This window comes from Velazquezella soli (genome assembly GCF_977018685.1).
Window position 1 is genome coordinate 1,266,577 of record NZ_CDRNXF010000004.1, and the last position, 17,180, is coordinate 1,283,756.

Annotated in this window: 18 protein-coding genes and 1 other RNA gene; 8 read left to right on the top strand and 11 right to left on the bottom strand. The window is 60.4% G+C overall.

The features are described 5' to 3' along the window. Positions 1-423: 423 nt before the first annotated feature. Together AC0JZ8_RS09600 and AC0JZ8_RS09605 are read right to left on the bottom strand one after the other, a co-directional pair. The gene (locus tag AC0JZ8_RS09600; RefSeq protein WP_062460843.1) at positions 424-615 is read right to left on the bottom strand and encodes a DUF1192 domain-containing protein; all 192 of its coding nucleotides are present in this window, start codon (positions 613-615) and stop codon (positions 424-426) included. A gap of 18 nt (positions 616-633) precedes the next feature. After that, positions 634-1,911, bottom strand: coding sequence for an MFS transporter (locus tag AC0JZ8_RS09605; RefSeq protein ID WP_062582392.1), 1,278 nt, complete (start codon positions 1,909-1,911; stop codon positions 634-636). A gap of 207 nt (positions 1,912-2,118) precedes the next feature. Between AC0JZ8_RS09605 and AC0JZ8_RS09610 the strand changes: the two genes are divergently transcribed. Then, on the top strand, positions 2,119-2,283 hold the full coding sequence (locus tag AC0JZ8_RS09610; protein ID WP_092659869.1) for a hypothetical protein: 165 nt from the start codon (positions 2,119-2,121) through the stop codon (positions 2,281-2,283). Here AC0JZ8_RS09610 and AC0JZ8_RS09615 read toward each other — a convergent pair whose 3' ends face one another. The 6 genes from AC0JZ8_RS09615 to AC0JZ8_RS09640 all read right to left on the bottom strand — a co-directional run bounded on the left by AC0JZ8_RS09615 (position 2,284) and on the right by AC0JZ8_RS09640 (position 8,671). Beyond that, positions 2,284-3,201: a PhzF family phenazine biosynthesis protein gene (locus AC0JZ8_RS09615; RefSeq protein WP_471892371.1), complete on the bottom strand. Its 918-nt coding sequence runs from the start codon at positions 3,199-3,201 to the stop codon at positions 2,284-2,286. 231 nt (positions 3,202-3,432) lie between these two features. Continuing rightward, positions 3,433-4,329, bottom strand: a complete 897-nt coding sequence (locus AC0JZ8_RS09620; RefSeq protein WP_113109778.1) for a fructose bisphosphate aldolase — start codon at positions 4,327-4,329, stop codon at positions 3,433-3,435. A gap of 271 nt (positions 4,330-4,600) precedes the next feature. Beyond that, on the bottom strand, positions 4,601-5,800 hold the full coding sequence (locus AC0JZ8_RS09625; protein WP_471892372.1) for a phosphoglycerate kinase: 1,200 nt from the start codon (positions 5,798-5,800) through the stop codon (positions 4,601-4,603). 118 nt (positions 5,801-5,918) lie between these two features. Then, entirely contained in the window at positions 5,919-7,745 is a 1,827-nt protein-coding gene (locus AC0JZ8_RS09630) for a potassium/proton antiporter (protein ID WP_062460829.1), read from the bottom strand. 115 nt (positions 7,746-7,860) lie between these two features. Beyond that, positions 7,861-8,022: a hypothetical protein gene (locus tag AC0JZ8_RS09635; protein WP_162763059.1), complete on the bottom strand. Its 162-nt coding sequence runs from the start codon at positions 8,020-8,022 to the stop codon at positions 7,861-7,863. A gap of 88 nt (positions 8,023-8,110) precedes the next feature. Then, the gene (locus AC0JZ8_RS09640) at positions 8,111-8,671 is read right to left on the bottom strand and encodes a histidine phosphatase family protein (protein ID WP_471892373.1); all 561 of its coding nucleotides are present in this window, start codon (positions 8,669-8,671) and stop codon (positions 8,111-8,113) included. A 192-nt stretch (positions 8,672-8,863) separates the two neighbouring features. Between AC0JZ8_RS09640 and AC0JZ8_RS09645 the strand changes: the two genes are divergently transcribed. After that, positions 8,864-9,097, top strand: a complete 234-nt coding sequence (locus AC0JZ8_RS09645) for a hypothetical protein (RefSeq protein ID WP_471892374.1) — start codon at positions 8,864-8,866, stop codon at positions 9,095-9,097. Between the two features lie 126 nt (positions 9,098-9,223). On the opposite strand, the gene gap is transcribed toward AC0JZ8_RS09645, so the two are convergent. Continuing rightward, entirely contained in the window at positions 9,224-10,234 is a 1,011-nt protein-coding gene (gene gap, locus AC0JZ8_RS09650) for a type I glyceraldehyde-3-phosphate dehydrogenase (protein ID WP_062460824.1), read from the bottom strand. Between the two features lie 74 nt (positions 10,235-10,308). Beyond that, on the bottom strand, positions 10,309-12,285 hold the full coding sequence (gene tkt, locus AC0JZ8_RS09655) for a transketolase (protein ID WP_471892375.1): 1,977 nt from the start codon (positions 12,283-12,285) through the stop codon (positions 10,309-10,311). Positions 12,286-12,604: 319 nt separating this feature from the next. On the opposite strand from tkt, the gene AC0JZ8_RS09660 reads away from it, so the two are divergent. The 3 genes from AC0JZ8_RS09660 (at position 12,605) to ssrS (ending at position 13,517) form a co-directional block, all read left to right on the top strand. Further along, entirely contained in the window at positions 12,605-12,877 is a 273-nt protein-coding gene (locus AC0JZ8_RS09660; RefSeq protein ID WP_062460818.1) for a DUF4164 domain-containing protein, read from the top strand. A gap of 10 nt (positions 12,878-12,887) precedes the next feature. Next, the gene (locus tag AC0JZ8_RS09665) at positions 12,888-13,259 is read left to right on the top strand and encodes a cell division protein ZapA (RefSeq protein ID WP_062460814.1); all 372 of its coding nucleotides are present in this window, start codon (positions 12,888-12,890) and stop codon (positions 13,257-13,259) included. Between the two features lie 99 nt (positions 13,260-13,358). Continuing rightward, a non-coding RNA gene (gene ssrS / locus AC0JZ8_RS09670) (6S RNA) lies at positions 13,359-13,517 on the top strand. A 96-nt stretch (positions 13,518-13,613) separates the two neighbouring features. On the opposite strand, the gene AC0JZ8_RS09675 is transcribed toward ssrS, so the two are convergent. After that, positions 13,614-13,892, bottom strand: coding sequence for a BON domain-containing protein (locus AC0JZ8_RS09675; protein ID WP_062460811.1), 279 nt, complete (start codon positions 13,890-13,892; stop codon positions 13,614-13,616). Positions 13,893-14,115: 223 nt separating this feature from the next. Here AC0JZ8_RS09675 and AC0JZ8_RS09680 point away from each other — a divergent pair, with 223 nt between their 5' ends. The 3 genes from AC0JZ8_RS09680 to AC0JZ8_RS09690 are packed head-to-tail and all read left to right on the top strand — an operon-like array spanning position 14,116 to position 17,096. Further along, positions 14,116-15,615 (top strand): sensor histidine kinase, encoded by a 1,500-nt coding sequence (locus AC0JZ8_RS09680; protein ID WP_174196153.1) that lies wholly within the window; start codon positions 14,116-14,118, stop codon positions 15,613-15,615. Next, positions 15,612-16,055: a response regulator gene (locus AC0JZ8_RS09685; protein WP_062460808.1), complete on the top strand. Its 444-nt coding sequence runs from the start codon at positions 15,612-15,614 to the stop codon at positions 16,053-16,055. The genes AC0JZ8_RS09680 and AC0JZ8_RS09685 overlap by 4 nt, the downstream gene beginning before the upstream one ends. Before the next feature lie 9 nt (positions 16,056-16,064). Then, positions 16,065-17,096, top strand: a complete 1,032-nt coding sequence (locus AC0JZ8_RS09690) for a sensor histidine kinase (protein WP_062460805.1) — start codon at positions 16,065-16,067, stop codon at positions 17,094-17,096. Positions 17,097-17,180 lie beyond the last annotated feature (84 nt).

Sequence of the window (17,180 nt, forward strand, 5' to 3'; positions counted from 1 at the left end):
TGCTTTCTTACTCAGGCAATGGCGAAGTGGCTCAAAAAGTTCCATCTGGCCCGCTGAATGAAGTGAACATGATCCTTATACTGGAAATCCGCAAGGCGTTTCTTAATGAAAGGTTAATACCCACAGGAACCGGTAAACGCCCTCGATCTTCTTGAAATGAAACAGATCTTGCGAAAGCGCAAGTCCCCTGAAAATGGCCTTGGGAACGGGTTTTTGATGGCTGCGTGAGCCTGTACAGACCGACAGCCAAAAAAAAGAGCCGCAAAAGCGGCTCTCAAGGTAAAACAGGGAGAAATCAGACCATTCGCCGAGCGGTGAAACTGTCTGAGTCCGGCAGAACCGAACATCGCTATATTCTCTGTTAATGATTAATGTTTGCTTAAGATTGGTCGTGGTTTTGCGGTTTATTCTTAGTCCGGCACATCAGGTCCGGAAAAAGCTGTCAGCGGCCTTGCGACCCTCAGCCTTCCTCGCCTTCTCCGCTTCCAGTCTCGCGATCTCTTCCTGCAGGATGGTGATGCGCGTCTGCAGTTCGTCCGCAGAGAGCAGCGAAAGATCGGCGCCGATCTCGTGGGCTGCGGGTTTCTTCGGGCGGTCGTCGTCGAGAAATGACATTTCAAGCCTCCTTGGCCGTTATGGCGTCGTCTGCTGTTCAGACGCGGCTGCATCCTTGGGTCTTGCGCGCGGATCGAGCGAGAGGCCCTCGGGTGTCGCGAGTGGTCCGTTGGTTCCTGTCACCGTCGTGTAGGCATCGCGTTCGCCGGCAGGGACGGGTGCGCGCTGCCGGCTTCGGACAATCGCATAGACAGTGATCATCAGATGGGCGACAGCCGTGACGCCAAACAAAGCGTGCGGGCCGGCCCAGGTCATGACAGGACCTCCGAGCGTCGGGCCGATGATCGTCCCGATGCCGTAAAGAAGCAACAGGCCGCCGGAGACCTTTACGAAGTCCTCGGGCTGGGCGAAGTCGTTGGCATGGGCAACGGCGATCGGGTAGAGCGCGTTCGCGGCGGCGCCGTAGGTCGCGACGAGGATAACGATCGTGTAGACGTTGGTCGGCGCAACCAGCACAACGGCAAGGCCTGCCAGCGCACTGACGCCGGAGAGGACTGCAAGGACATGACGGCGATCCAGCCTGTCCGACAACCGGCCCGCCGGAAACTGCATGATCGCGCCGGCAAAGATGGTGATCGAGACCATTGCGGCGACCGATCCCTTGTCGAGGCCGACCTTGGTGGCGAACACGGCGCCGAGGGTGCCATAGGCGCCGTTGGCGATGCCGACCAAGAGAATGCCTACGCAGGAGATCGGCGAGTTTCGAAACAGTCCCTTGAGATCCAGCCGCGCGCGTTTCAGCGGTTGTGGTGACGCAGCCTTGGACAGCGTCGTCGGCAGGGCGGCGATCGAGTAGAGGATGCCGCAGACCATGAACAGCGTCGGCAGCGTCACATCGGCAAACGGCACCATCAACTGGCCACCGACAACGCCGAACAGGGTGATGGAGATATAGAAGGAAAAGATCGTGCCCCGGTTTTCCGGTGTGGCACGTTCGTTGAGCCAGCTTTCGATGATCATCGACGTACCGGCAGTGCAAAAGCCGGTGATTGCCCGCAGGATGAGCCACGCGACGTCATCGACCAGCAGGCCGGTCATAAGCACGTTAAGGCAGATCAGGGCCAGGAAGCCGGAGAAGGCGCGAACGTGCCCGATGCGGCGCACGACATTCGGTGCCACGAAGCAACCGATGACGAAGCCTGAGGCCCAGGTTGTGCCGAGGAGGCCGAGAACCTCGTTCGAGTAACCTTCGATCGAACCGCGCACCGGCAACAAAAGACCCTGCAGGCCATTGCCGAGGAACAGAAAGAGCGTACCAGTGAGGAGGGCGAGAACGGGAAGGAGATTACGGCTCATCGTCTATACTGTCAGCTCTCTTCGTGGTCGGTGATCCGCCGTGCCGTGCCGGAGCGATGTTGCGCAGACCGGCACAGGACGTTAACGAAGGTAAGGCAGATCAGAGATCATGACGCAACAGACCCCGATTCTCCTCCCGGTCTAACTGTGGTGGAGAGCAAAAATGTCCAGCCTGTGGCGAGCCTTTGAAACAGTGACGAAAGACAGATGACAAAAACAATCTCCGTCCTGTTGATGCTGGCCATGGTCGTGCAGATCATCAAGCCATTGAACCTCCCGGGCCTCAGGCGCCGAATGGATTTCTGGAAGCTGGCGCTGGTCGCCTTCGCGCTCTGGTCCGTGGCACTGCTGCTGCGCGAGTTCGTCGGCTGATTACAGCTCGATCCGGCCGCTCATCACCTTCACGCAGCTTCCGCTGATCCGCACATCGGTGACGCGACCCTGTCTTTTGACCATGGCGAGGTCGATCACGCTGCGGCGGCCCATCTCCACACCCTGTTCGACGGTCATGCGGATATCGGCGTCGGTTTCAGGGTCAAGCATCGCAAGGAACGCGCCGAGCGCTGCAGACGCGCTACCCGTTGCCGGGTCTTCCGGCACATTGTCGAGCGGTGCGAACATGCGGGCACGGATATGCAGGGGATCCTTGGCATCACGGACATAGAGAAACAGCGAAAACTCCATCTGATCGCCCGGGCTGATCTCGGCCGCGCGATGGAATGACGTGAGATCCGGCCTGGCCGCGGCGAGCGCCTGCAGGCCGTCCAACTCAGCAATTGCGAATGGCAAGCCGACCGATGCGAAGACGGGTGCGTGATTGTGCGTGACGACATGCCCGACGCCGATGGATACGCAGTCGGCGATACGTTCAGGTTCGATCTCGGCGCCCAGTTCAAGTGGCCGCGGTGCCCGGATGGTTGCGCCGACAACCACATCGCCCTCCCGGATCAGGTCGATCTCGACCAGTCCGGCGATTTCCTCGAAGCGGAGCGTGTTGCCTGAAGCGTTGCCGAACAGGTCGGGCAGGTTTCCAAGGACGAAGGCAGTTCCGACATTCGGATGGCCGGCAAAGGGAACCTCTGTCGTCGGCGTGAAGATGCGCACGCGCGCCGTGTTGGCTGGATTGTCCGGTGGGAGCACGAACGTGGTTTCGGAATAGCCGAACTCCGTTGCGATCGCCTGCATCTCATCGCCCGAAAGGCCGCGGGCGTCTGTGATGACCGCAAGCGGATTGCCGAAGAAGCGCTGGTCGGTAAAGACATCGACGGTGACGAAATCGGCAACAGGCATGGACAGGCTCCCCAGTTGAGGCCCCACTTCTAGAGCCTGCGATCTCCCATCACCAGACAATGGTTTTGATGGAAGACATCAATCCTGATTGTCTGGGCAGGGTCTGGAAACGAGAAAGGCCGCACCCCCCGGTGCGGCCTCTTCCTCCCATGAAAAGGGCCAGAGCTATTAAAGCTGAGGCGGCCTTTTCCAGGTTCGTGTTCCCGATGCCGCAGCATCAGGGTTAGAGCATCAGGCCTTGTTGACGCTCGCGGAATAGATCCCGTCGATGGTTTCAGCCAGGCTCGCGTCGAAATCTGCATCGCTCATCGATACGCGCAGGTTTTCGGTGAGCGCGCGCGAGAAGCTCGCGATCATGTCGCGGTTGTGGCTGAGCTTTTCGCAGGCGTCGGCACGGCTGTAGCCGCCGGACAGGGCGACGAGGCGAACGACCGACTTGTGAGCGGCAAGATCCGCATAGAAGTCGGCGACCGTTGGGATCGTTACCTTCAGCATCACGTCTTCGCCCGGACCGAGCGTGTCGAGCTGCTGGGCGATCTCGTCGCGCAGGATGGTCTCAGCTTCAGCCTTGGTCGGGCTGTTAATGAGGATCTCCGGTTCGATGATCGGAACGAGGCCCTGTGCGATGATCTGGCGCGCGACTTCGAACTGCTGCTGCACGACGTCAGCGATGCCGGCCTTGTCGGCAGAGGCAATCACCGAGCGCATCTTTGTACCGAAAATTCCCTTTTCGCGGCCGCGGATCAGGAGAGCGTCGAGATCAGGCATCGGCTTCATCAGTTGCACGCCGTTTTCTTCGGCAGCGAGGCCCTTGTCAATCTTCAGGAAAGGCACGACGCCGCGCTTTTCCCAGAGGTAGGAGGGAACAGGTTCGCCATCGACATCGCCATCCATGGTGCGCTCGAACAGGATGGCGCCGACAACCTTGTCGCCTGTAAAGGCCGGTGCCTTCATGATGCGGGCGCGCATGGCGTGCATCAGGCGAAACATCTCTTCGTCGCCCTGGTATTCGGTTTCGGCAATGCCGTAGAGCAGCAGCGCTTTGGGTGTCGAACCACCGCTCTGATCAAGCGCCGCAATGAAACCGGGCGCCGACCTGACTTTGTCCAACATCTTCGCGTCTACCATAATCGCTCCTATCCCTCACAATGGCGCGTTGCGCGCGTGTGCCCATTCAATCTTCGGAGAGCCCGATATTGAAGAGCATATCCGAAGTTCTCTCCCGCCGATAACAGAAGTTCTTTTAAAGGGAAATGATGCTCTAAGCCATTGAAACGATTGAAATCGTTTCAATCGTTTAAAATATTGAATTTCTTTAAATCCGCCTTGCCGATCGGGCGCGGAAGCCTATGTCCCGCGCCTCTGACCCACCAAGAGGCATTCTCCGAACGCTGGCCGATCAGGCCTTTGTCAGAACCGAAACGCCGGGCAGTTCCTTGCCTTCCATCCATTCCAGAAAGGCGCCGCCTGCGGTCGAGACGTAGGAGAAATCGTCGGCCACGCCTGCATGGTTGAGTGCTGCCACCGTATCGCCGCCACCGGCGACTGAAACCAGCCTGCCGGCCTTCGTCTCAGCGGCTGCGAATTTTGCAGCGGAGACGGTCGCTGTGTCGAACGGGGTGATCTCGAAGGCGCCGAGCGGGCCGTTCCAGACCAGCGTCGAGGCCTTGCCGATCCATTCGTTGACGGCTTCGACGGATTTCGGGCCGACGTCGAGCATCATCGCGTCAGACGGGATGGCATCGATCGCGACGGTTTCGTTTGCGGCATTCGCCTTGAACTCGCGTGCCACGACGCCGTCTGTCGGCAGCACGATGGTGCAGCCGGACGCTTCGGCTTCCGCCATGATGGCGCGGGCAGTGTCTGCAAGGTCATGCTCGCAAAGCGACTTGCCGACATCGATGCCCTGTGCGGCAATGAACGTGTTGGCCATGCCGCCGCCGATCACCAGCGCATCCACCTTCTTGACCAGGTTCTGCAGCAGATCAATCTTGCTGGAGACCTTGGCGCCGCCGACGATGGCGACGACCGGGCGGGCAGGGGCGCCGAGGCCCTTTTCCAGTGCTTCAAGTTCAGCCTGCATGGTGCGGCCGGCATAGGCGGGCAGGCGGTGGGCAAGACCTTCCGTGGAGGCATGGGCACGGTGTGCGGCCGAGAAGGCGTCGTTGACATAGATGTCGCCGTTCTTCGCCAGTTCTTCGGTAAAGCCGCTGTCGTTCTTTTCCTCGCCCGTGTGGAAGCGGGTGTTTTCGAGAAGCAGGACATCGCCGTTCTTCATCGAGGCAACCGCATCTTCGGCTTCAGGGCCGATGCAGTCGGATGCGAAGAGGATCTTCTGACCGAGCACCTGATTGACGGCCATGACGATCTGCGACAGCGACATGTCGGCGACCGGTTCGCCCTTGGGGCGGCCGAAATGGGCAAGCAGAATGACCTTGGCGCCCTTCTTCGACAGTTCCGTGATCGTCGGCGCAACGCGCTCGATACGGGTTGCGTCCGTCACCTTGCCGTCGCTCACGGGAACGTTGAGGTCGACGCGGACGAGAATGCGCTTACCTGCGATATCGGTGAGGTCGTCGAGGGTCTTGAAGGCCGGCATGGTACTGATCCCGTTGCTTGATAAAGGGTGGCGGGACCATACTATTCTTGTCCGACGGCGCAAGGCTGTCGGTTCAACGAAATGACCTGGGCGCCGTCGTCGAGAGGCCGTCCGACGTTCAGGCGGAGGGGCGGCCGGGGACCGGTTTGCCGCGATACTTGCGGATCTGGTCCCTTATCCGGTGTGCGATTTCGCGCATATTGATGAAGATCGGCAGCTTGGTTGCAGGCTCCACCGGTTCCAGCGAGACGCCAATTTTGGTGACATGGTCCAGCTCGTCGGTTTCCCGCACGATCAGCACGATCGAGCCGAAGCGCATGCGGTCGGCATATTCCGTCTTGCCGCCCAGCCTGGAATGCATCAGTTCGCCGATCGTCATTGCCTGCTCGGTTGCCGAGAGCAGGCCCGGACCATAGGCGAGGTCCAGTTCGGTTGCGGGCCGTGTCGGCGAGATGGCGAAGGCGCCGAAGAACTCGGCATCGTCATCATCGACAGGCACGCGGCTCGCAAACAGCCGATCGAGCAGTTTCGTGTAGTTCGGCGTCACGAACAGATAGACCTGATCGTTCTCCCGCAGGCGTCCGGCATACTGGTAACGCAGGCTGCGGCCGTCGCGGATGACCAGCGACGGCATGGCCCAGCGGGGAATGCGTTCGCCGGACAGGATCGGGCTGTCTTTCAGGACGCGGTAAGAGATCAGTTCATGGGTCGCCTTGCCGGGAAGGTCGAGTTCCAGCTTGTCGACGGCGCCGATCCGCGGCGGGATGATCAACCCGAGATACCGCGCCACCGGCTTGATCGTCCAACCCTGGAGAAGAAGCGAGACGAGCACGATGATGAAGGTGACGTTGAAAAAGACGGACCCGTTTTCGGCGCCGGACAGGATCGGCGTGATGGCGAGCAGGATGGAAACCGCACCGCGCAGGCCGACCCAGGAGAGAAAACCGATTTCCTGCTGCGTGAAGTCATAGGCCATCAGGCTGATCCACACGGCAATCGGGCGGGCGACGAAAATCAGGAACAGCGCCAGACCGATCGCCGGCACGAGCAGGATCGGGAACTGGGATGGTGTCGCGAGCAGGCCGAGCACCAGGAACATGATGATCTGCGCCAGCCACGTCAGCCCCTCGTTGAAGCGCGTGATCTGGTGCTTGGCAAACATCTTGCGATTGCCCGAGTAGATGCCGGCCACATAGACCGCAAGGAAGCCGCTGCCGCCCATCGCGCCGGTAAAGGCGAACACGAGCAGGGCAAGCGTCAGGACGAGGATTGGCGCCAGACCCCGATCGGAGGTGAAGCGGTTCAGGACCCAGACGATCATCAAGCCGCCGAGCAGGCCGAAGATTACGCCGAGCCCCATTTCCTCGAGGAACATGACGGCGAAATGCAGGTCGAGGCCGCCGAAGCCCTGGCCGGTGGCCAAAAGCTCGGACAGCGCGATCGTCAGGAAGATCGCCATCGGGTCGTTGGTGCCGGATTCGACTTCGAGCGTCGAGCGCACCTTGTCACGTATGTTGATGCCGCCGATGCGCAGCAGGAAGAACACCGCGGCGGCATCAGTCGAAGCGACGATCGACCCGAGCAGAAAGCCTTCGAGCCAGCTGAAGCCTAGGAAATACTTCGCCGCGACGCCGAAGACGCCGGCGGTCAACAGCACGCCGACGGACGCGAGCGTCAGCGCCGGAACCGCGGCTATTCGGAAGGAGTGGAGCGAGGTGCCGAAGCCGCTGTCGAACAGGATGATGGCGAGCGCCAACGACCCCAGCATGAAGGTGAAGGAGTAGTTCTCGAAGCGGATGCCAAGACCATCGACACCGGCGAGCAGGCCGATCGATAGGAAGACGAGAAGCAGGGGAGCGCCGAACCGGAAGGCAAGCAGGCTGGAAAAGGCCGCAGCCAACACCAGAACCGTGCCGACCAGCAGGATGATGTAGAAAGCCTCCAAAGTCCCCGTCCTTCCTCTTGCCGCCGTTTACGGAAATCCATCCATCAGGCCCGGCGATTGCCGAATCCTGTGCCGCTGCCGCGATGCGGCAAGATAGCCATGGAGCAGATCCCGGTCAGTGGCCGGGCGATTCGATGTGCATATTCAAATAGACGGGAACAAATCCGGCAAGAGAAGGGCCGGGGCTTAGAAAAATCACGCCGGTGCGAAGTGAATGGTTGGCGCAGGCCGGTCCGGCAGCGACCTCGGCCACGATGGCGTCATTGTCGGTCAGCACGTCGTGAAGGTTGGTTTGGTCGCGGACACGCCGAAGAGCTGCTCGCAGCGCAGGTCTAAGGAGCGAAAAGCATTTCCCTTCGCTGCTATTACTCAGCGGCGACCCTGCCGATCACCGTCAGTGGATCGGCCGCACGTGCCGTGACGAACAGGAGTTCGCCGCTGGCAGGAACGATGTTGGTAAGCCCGGTTATGTTGACCTGGTGGGTGACCAGCACAACCGGCCGGCCGGGCGGCAAGCCCGTCATCCAGGCGCGCAGGGCCTGCGTCTGCGGCCTGCCATCTTCGGGACTGCCGAAAAACGAGTTGAGCAGCGGCTGCGGCTCGACCGGTCCAAGACCAAGACCTTTAGCGGTATCGAGGCAGCGGCACCACTGGCTGGAAAAGACCCGCGCCTGCGCCACGCCCTTCTCCCGGAAGAGCGTGCCGATCCGGCCCGCCTGAGCGATGCCCTGCGCGGAGAGATTGCGCTGCGTGCTGCAATCATTGACCGCAAAATTCGCCGGATCGCCGGTTCCGGGTGCAATCGCGTGGCGAAGCAGCACCAGAGCCGCGCCAGTGCGAAGCTCTGCCCACGGATCGGATTGCGCCCTTGCATTGCTGGTCAGGGCTAGAGCGGAGGCGATCAGCAATTGGCGTCGCAGAAACATGGCGTATCTCCAGGTGGTGCCGGCGTTCGTCTGTCCAAAGCCAATACGTGCTAGGATACTGCGTGGTTTCCACCCTCACGAAAAGTAACATTCCTCAGATGGGGTATGTACCGACGCCGGCAGTCATGATCGCAATTGGGTCGTGCCAGAAAGTGTGCTAAGCGCCGGCGAAACAAATGACTGGAGCATGACATGAGCGAACCGACCGTAGCCGAAGCGACAAACCGCATTTATGAATCGCTTCAGGACAACAATGCCGATCTCGACACGCATATCGCCACCCTCAAGGCAGCGCTGACCCAGGCTGGCCAGAAGGAAGCCGAGTTCGACCCGGCGCGGATCGTGCAGAACAATCGTCAGGGCCGCAAGCTGATGCAGGCCTATTTTCGCCAGCGCGGCGTGACGGTGAAGTTCACAGCGTCCTGAGGATTTTCGCGCGGGCGACCTCTCTCCCGACCATGTCCTATAACGCAAAACCCCCTCCTTTAAGGGGAGGGGGTTAAAAGCCCGAGCATCAAGACCGGTCCTTGAGAACCGGCATACGCGCTTTCTTTAGATCAGCTTGCCCATGGCAACAGCGGTATCCGACATGCGGTTGGAGAAGCCCCACTCGTTGTCGTACCAGGTCAGGATGCGCACGAACGTGCCTTCGAGAACCTTTGTCTGGTCGAAAGCGAAGATCGAGGAGTGGCTATCGTGGTTGAAGTCGCGGGAAACCAGCGGCTCGTCTGTGTAGCCGAGGATGCCCTTCAGCTTGCCGTCGGCGGCAGACTTGATGGCGTCGTTGATTTCGGCAACCGTCGTGGCGCGCTTGGCGACGAAGTTGAAGTCGACGACCGAGACGTTCGGGGTCGGAACGCGGATCGACGTGCCGTCGAGCTTGCCCTTCAGTTCCGGCAGAACGAGGCCGACGGCCTTGGCTGCACCGGTCGAAGTCGGGATCATCGACAGAGCCGCTGCACGGGCGCGGTAGAGGTCCTTGTGCATCGTGTCGAGGGTCGGCTGGTCGCCGGTGTAGGAATGGATCGTCGTCATGAAGCCGTGGTCGATGCCGACGGCGTCGTTCAGCACCTTCACGACCGGAACCAGGCAGTTCGTGGTGCAGGATGCGTTGGAGATGACCAGGTGGTCCTTGGTCAGCTGATCGTCGTTGACGCCGAACACGACCGTGAGGTCGGCATTGTCGCCGGGAGCCGAGATGATGACGCGCTTGGCGCCGGCCGTCAGGTGGGCGGCGGCCTTGTCACGGGCGGTGAAGATGCCGGTGCACTCAAGTGCGATATCGACGCCCATTTCGGCGTGCGGCAGCTGGGCCGGGTCACGCACCGCGGTCACCTTGATCGGCTTGCCGCCGGCAACGATGATGGTGTCGCCTTCGACCTTGACGTCCGCCGGGAACTTGCCGTGGATCGAGTCGTAGCGCAGAAGATGGGCATTGGTCTCGACCGGGCCGAGATCGTTGATCGCGACGACTTCGATGTCGGTGCGGCCGGATTCGACGATCGCGCGCAGGACGTTGCGGCCGATACGGCCAAAGCCGTTGATGGCAACCTTTACAGTCATAGAGTTCTCCCGAGAAATTAGTTTGGCAGTAGGACGGGGCGGGCGGTTTTACCGTCGCCCCGTCGTTTGAATGATCAGGCGAGCTTTGCATCGGCTGCGGCGACGATGGCGTCAGCCGTGATGCCGAAGTGCTTGAAGACATCCTTGGCAGGACCCGAAGCGCCAAAGCCCTTCATGCCGACGAACGAGCCTTCAGGACCGATAAAGGCATCCCAGCCTTCGCGGACAGCTGCTTCAACCGCAATCTTGACCGGCGAGTTGCCGAGGATTTCGCGGCGATAGTCGTCCGGCTGTTCGAAGAACAGTTCGGTGCAGGGCACGGAAACGACGCGTGTGCTGATGCCCTTTTCCTCGAGTGTCTTTGCCGCCGCAATCGCCAGTTCGACTTCCGAACCGGATGCGAAGATGGTGACCTTGGCATCCGCATTGCCCGAGAGCGTGTAGGCGCCGAGCGTGCAGAGGTTCTTTTCCGAATATTCGGTGCGGGCCGGTGCAAGGTTCTGACGCGTCAGTGCAAGAGCCGACGGACGGTCCTTGGTTTCGAGCGCGATCTGCCAGCATTCGGCCGTCTCAGTCGCATCGGCCGGACGGAACACCATCAGGTTCGGGATGGCGCGAAGGCTTGCCACCTGCTCGACCGGCTGGTGCGTCGGGCCATCTTCGCCAACGCCGATCGAGTCATGCGTGAGGACGTGGATGACGCGAATGCCCATCAGGGAGGCGAGGCGGATCGGCGGACGGCAGTAGTCCGAGAAGATCATGAAGCCGCCGCCATAGGGGATCAGACCGCCATGCAGGGTCACGCCGTTCATGGCGGATGCCATGCCGTGTTCGCGGATGCCCCAGTGCATGTAGCGGCCGGAGAAGTCCGTCGGCGTGATCGAGACCATCTGGCTGGTCTTGGTATTGTTCGATGGCGTCAGGTCGGCGGAGCCGCCGAGCGTTTCCGGCACGAAACCGTTGATGACTTCCAGAACGTCTTCTGACGCCTTGCGGGTCGCAACGGTCGGCTTGGTTTCAGCAAGCTTCTTCTTGAAGTCGTTGATGGCAGTGTCGAAACCCGCAGGGAGGTCACCGGCAAAGCGGCGGTCGAATTCGGCCTTGTGGGCAGACGCTGCAAGGCGGCCTTCCCAGGCCTTGACGGCTTCCAAAGAGCGGACGCCGGCTTCGCGCCAGTCGGACAGGACGTCGTTCGGGATGACGAAGGGTTCGTATTCCCAGTCCAGGGCCTTGCGGGTCGCTGCAATTTCCTCGGCGCCGAGCGGCGAACCGTGAACCTTGTGGCTGCCGGCCTTGTTCGGCGAACCGAAGCCGATCGTGGTCTTGCAGGCGATAAAGGTCGGACGGTCGGACTTGTGGGCCTGCTCGATCGCGTCTGCGATGGCGGCCTGATCGTGACCGTCGATCTCGATCGTGTTCCAGTGCACAGCCTTGAAGCGGGCGATCTGGTCCGTCGAGTCCGACAGCGACACGGCACCGTCGATGGTGATCGAGTTGTTGTCCCAGAACAGGATCAGCTTGTTCAGCTTCAGGTGGCCGGCAAGTGCGATCGACTCGTGGGAGATGCCTTCCATCAGGCAGCCGTCGCCGTTGATCACGTATGTGTAGTGATCCTGCAGGTCGGCGCCGAATTCTTCGCGCAGCTTGCGTTCGGCGATTGCCATGCCGACGGCGTTGCCGACGCCCTGGCCAAGCGGACCAGTGGTGGTCTCGATGCCGGTCGCATGGCCATATTCCGGGTGTCCGGCAGTCTTGGAACCAAGCTGACGGAAGCCCTTCAGGTCGTCGATGGACATGTCAGGGTAGCCGGTCAGATACAGGACCGAGTACAGCAGCATCGAGCCGTGGCCGGCCGACAGCACAAAGCGGTCGCGGTCGGGCCAATGCGGCTTGGTCGGGTCAAATTTCAGGTATTTGGTAAACAGGACCGTTGCGACGTCAGCCATGCCCATGGGCATGCCCGGGTGTCCGGAATTCGCCTTTTCGACGGCATCCATGGCAAGGAAACGGATCGCATTGGCCATCCGGTCGTGTTGTTCGCGAGAAATCATGGCTAATCCACTATCGTCCGAGTGTCGGTCAGGCCCTATGATCGGGCCTCGTCAGGAAGCGTCCGATCCATATCAGGTGGGGCGCGCAAGTCAACAAAAGGCGGGCCACCGGCGGCACATAATGATCGGGTTTAGCACAGTCTGCCTGCTATTTCGGCACCGCCGCCGAGTGCCCTTGATCAGCGACGATCCACAGTTCGATGCGGTATCGTCTGCGTGTTTTATTGACCGGCTTTCAAGCGGTGAATAGTCTACGGCGCTTGTTGGCGAGGCGCTGCCGTACGATTCGGCGCCGATCGCGACCTCACGGGATATATGCATGCCGGCAGAAAAGACGGTGGATCTGGCGCTTTCGGAACTTCGGGCTGCGATAAGCGGGCTGGAGAATGCCGTCGATGTGCGCATCGAGCAGCAAAGAGACCAGGGCGAGATGGAAGGCGAGGTCAAGCGCGTGCATGCCGATCGATCGCGCCTGGCGCAGGAGCTGGATCAGTCGCAGTTTCGGGCCAATCGTCTCGAAGAGGTCAACCGCGAGGTTTCCCGCCGTCTGGTGACGGCGATGGAGACGATCCGCGCGGTTCTGGACCGGTAAGGAAAAAGAGATGGCCCAGGTAACGGTAACGATCGACGGCAAAGCCTATCGGATGGCTTGCGAAGAAGGTCAGGAACAGCACCTGACGGACCTCGCCGACCAATTCGACCGCTATGTCGGACATCTGAAGGGCCAGTTCGGCGAAATCGGTGATCTTCGCATCACGGTTATGGCCGGGATCATGATCATGGATGAGCTTTCCGAGCTGACCCGCAAGGTCGGTGCGCTCGAAGGCGAGGTGCAGTCGCTGAAATCCAACCGCGCCGGTGCCGCTGAAAACCAGAGCCGCAGCGACGAGCTTGTCGTCTCCGCCCTGAGCGAGCTTTCATCCAGGCTGGAAGGCCTGACCGCGAAGCTCAACGGCCGTGTGCCGGCGAACTAAGACCGTCTCACGCCGGTGTTCAGCGTCGCTGAAAGCCTGCAGAAAAAAATGCCTCGCGATGCCACTGGCGCGCCATCGACTTCAGCCTTATATTGAAAATGCGTTCTGCGCTTCTCGACAGGAACCACAATCCCTGGGGCCATACTCGATCCAAAGGGAGCTGTCCCTGGCCAGGCCCGTGGGCTTGGACATATGGCGCCCACCTACGTTTGTAGGCACCCAGGATCGTAAAAATCCATCGGTCGCCGCGGATCGCACCTTACAGAATTCGGGCTCGATCATTCATAATGGTCGGGTCCAAAAACGAAAAACCCCGCTCAAGGCGGGGTTTTGCACGTCTAGTCGATGGGATGCTTACGAGCGCTTCTCGATCGAGCAGACCAGGACGCGGGAAAGAACGCGCTCATAGCCGACGATTTCGCGGGCGATCCGCATAACGCGGGCATGGTCGCCACTGGAGCTGACAACGCCTTCAAGAACAATGAAGTCGCCGGTCACGTCGACAGTGAGGTTGCTGCTGTCGAAGTTGGGGAGGTAACTCAGTTCCGTTTCGATAGCGGTCTTTTCCATCATCATGCCGTGGTCATGGGCAAAGGCGAATGAAGCGGTAGGCTGAAGGCTGCTCAAGAACATTGTCGAAACTCCCAACATGAACGTCTGATGAATGAACTGTTGTCTTACGTTTATGTTCCGAATGTGTCCGCGCTTTTTCTAATTTCTTTTTCCGGTACACGAGTTCGTCAGATCGCCAGTCCGGTTTTCCCCTGATGTGGCATCAGGCGCCCCTGTCTGACGCTTGACAATGGCCGCGCCGTTTCCGAGTAAGTCTGCGTGTTTTCAATCGGCGGACTTCTTCATGCCCAACGCAAAAGCCACGTTCGCCCGCTCGTCGCTCCTGATGCTCGTCATCGGCGCGGCCATCCTGCTCGGCATCGTGATGTCTTCTTTCTTCCTGGCGCAGATGACCAGGACGTATTTCGATGACGTCACGAAGCTGAGAGCATTGCGCGCGACCACTGCCGATCTGCTTTTGCTTGTGCAGACCGCCGAGACCGGACAGCGCGGCTACCTGCTGGTGCAGGATCCGCTGTTCCTCGAGCCCTACCGGACATCCATCGGTGCGCTGCCGCTCCAGCTGCAGAAGGTGGAGCGGACGGCGGCCAATCAGGACATCGTCAGCGTTCCGCTGGACGAGATCCGCAGCCTGATCGCGCTAAAGACCAATGAGATGCAGGCGACGCTGTCGCTCGCAAGTTCGGGTCAGGTCGAGCAGGCAGTCGCGATCGTTCGCAACCAGTCGGGCCTTGAGGCCATGCAGAAATTGCGCGCCCTGCTTGGCGGCGTGATCGGCGAACTGGATGGACACCTGATTTCTGGAATCGGAGAGATTCGCGGAAGTTCCGAAAAGCTGCAGTGGTTCACCGTCGGCGGCGGTATCCTGATCATTCTCGTTCTCGGCGGCGCGATTGCCATCGTCTTCCAGCATGTCCGCCAGCTTCAGAAGGCCCGTGCCGAGGTGGAAACCTTGAATGCCGGATTGGAGGAGCGGGTCAACGAGCGTACCGAAGACCTCATCCAGGCAAACCGCGAGATCCAGCGATACGCCTATATCGTCTCGCACGATCTGAGAGCGCCGCTTGTCAACATCATGGGCTTTACCAGCGAGCTGGATAGTTCGCTCAAATCGATCTCCGCCTACGTGCTGGCCGATGACGTCAAGCCGAGCGAACTTCAGGTGAGGGACGCCCGGCTTGCAGTCGAGGAAGATCTTCCAGAGGCAATCGGTTTTATCCGTTCGTCGACCAAGAAGATGGATGGCCTGATCAACGCCATCCTGAAGATCTCCCGCGACGGTCGGCGTGAGCTGAAGCCGGAGCGGATCGACCTGAGCGAACTCCTGGAGGCAACTGCCGCGAGTGTCTACCATCAGGTCAACGAGGGTGGCGGCGAAGTGGCGATTTCCACGTCGGCCGCAAAGACCCTCGTCACCGACCGGTTCTCGCTGGAGCAGGTTTTCGGTAACCTGTTCGACAATGCGGTCAAATACCAACATCCTGACCGGCCGCTGGCGCTGTCGATCACGTCAACGCCGCTCGGGCGAAGCTTCGTCCGGATCGAGGTTGCCGATAACGGCCGCGGCATTGCGCCGGAAGACCACGAACGGGTGTTCGAGCTGTTCCGCCGTTCCGGCGTGCAGAACCAGCCCGGCGAGGGCATCGGCCTTGCGCATGTGCGATCATTAGTCAGAAATTTAGGTGGCGAGATTACGATCACGTCAACCTTGGGCGGCGGTGCGACATTCATCATCCGTCTGCCCACCGATCTGTCCCAATATGTCAGGAGTCATGGGTCATGAATGCTGCCGGCAAAGAAGTTACCATCGTTATGGTCGAGGACGACGAGGGGCATGCGCGCCTCATCGAAAAGAATGTCCGTCGAGCAGGCGTCAACAACGAGATCGTACCGTTCACGAACGGAAACGCGGCGCTCGATTATATTCTCGGCGCTGACCGCCTGGGAGCGGCCAATGCGGATCGGTATTTGCTGATCCTTCTCGACCTCAACCTCCCCGATATGTCGGGTATTGACATACTTGAGAAGGTGAAGTCCAACCCTCACTCGAAGCGACTGCCTGTGGTCATCCTGACCACGACCGACGACGAGCGAGAGATCCAGCGGTGCTACGATCTCGGTGCCAACGTTTATATAACGAAGCCAGTGGATTATGAGAGTTTCGCACACGCCATCAGACAGCTCGGTCTGTTCTTTGCCGTGATGCAAATTCCCGGACAATGACGAGACGTGATGCAGCACACCATTCTCTACGTCGATGACGACCTTGCCCTTGCGCGGCTTGCCGTGCGCAATCTGGGTCGCTTCGGCTATCAGGTCGTCCATGCCGTGGATCTGTCCGCGGCAATGGAGACCGTTGAGAAGGGTGGCGTGCACGCAGTGGTTCTCGACCACTATCTCAGCACCGGTACCGGCCTCGAAATCCTTCACAGGCTGAACGAGATGGGGGCGGGGCTCCCGGTCATCTACGTCACCGGTTCGAGCGATGCGACGATCGCGATCGACGCGCTGAAGAACGGCGCGTCCGACTATGTCATCAAGACGGTGGGCGACGAGTTCTGGCCGCTGATGCAGAGCGCGATCGGCCAGGGGATTGCGACCGCCGAGCTTCGCCGCGCCAAGGAGCGCGCCGATCAGGAGATCCGGCTTGGCAAGGAACGCGCCGAGGTGCTGTTGACGGAAGTCAACCACCGCGTCGCCAACAGCCTGGCGCTGGTCGCCGCGCTGATCCGCCTCCAGGTGTCGAGCAGCAAGAACGACGACGTCAAGGCGGCCCTGTCGGAGACGCAGGCGCGCATCTCCGCGATCGCCGGCATGCACCGCAGCCTCTACACGTCCGACGACGTGCGCCAGGTGGAGATGGACAAGTATCTCGGCACTCTGGTCAAGGAAGTGCAGGGCACGGTCAACGATCACCAGAGCGCGACGATCCTTTTGCAGGCCGACGAACTCTCGCTGAAGTCCGACCGGGCCGTCTCCGTCGGGATGATCGTGACCGAACTTCTCACCAATGCGCTGAAATATGCCTATCCGCCGGGCGCTGAGGGCGAGGTGCGTGTGCTTCTCAAGCGGCAGGATGATGACAAGGCGCTGCTTGCGGTGGAAGACGATGGCGTCGGCTGGAAGGAAGGCGACATGCCGAAGGGCACGGGTCTTGGCAGTCGAATCGTCAAGTCGATGGCGGCAACGCTTGGTGCTTCCATCCAGTATGTGCCGCGCGAAAGCGGCACCCGCGCCGAACTGCTGATCGACCTGACGGCGTGATTTCTCCCTTTCCGACCGGACGCTCGCAAGTTCCACAGTGACGGCCATTGCATTGGACGCATGCTGACCCTATGATTTCCACCG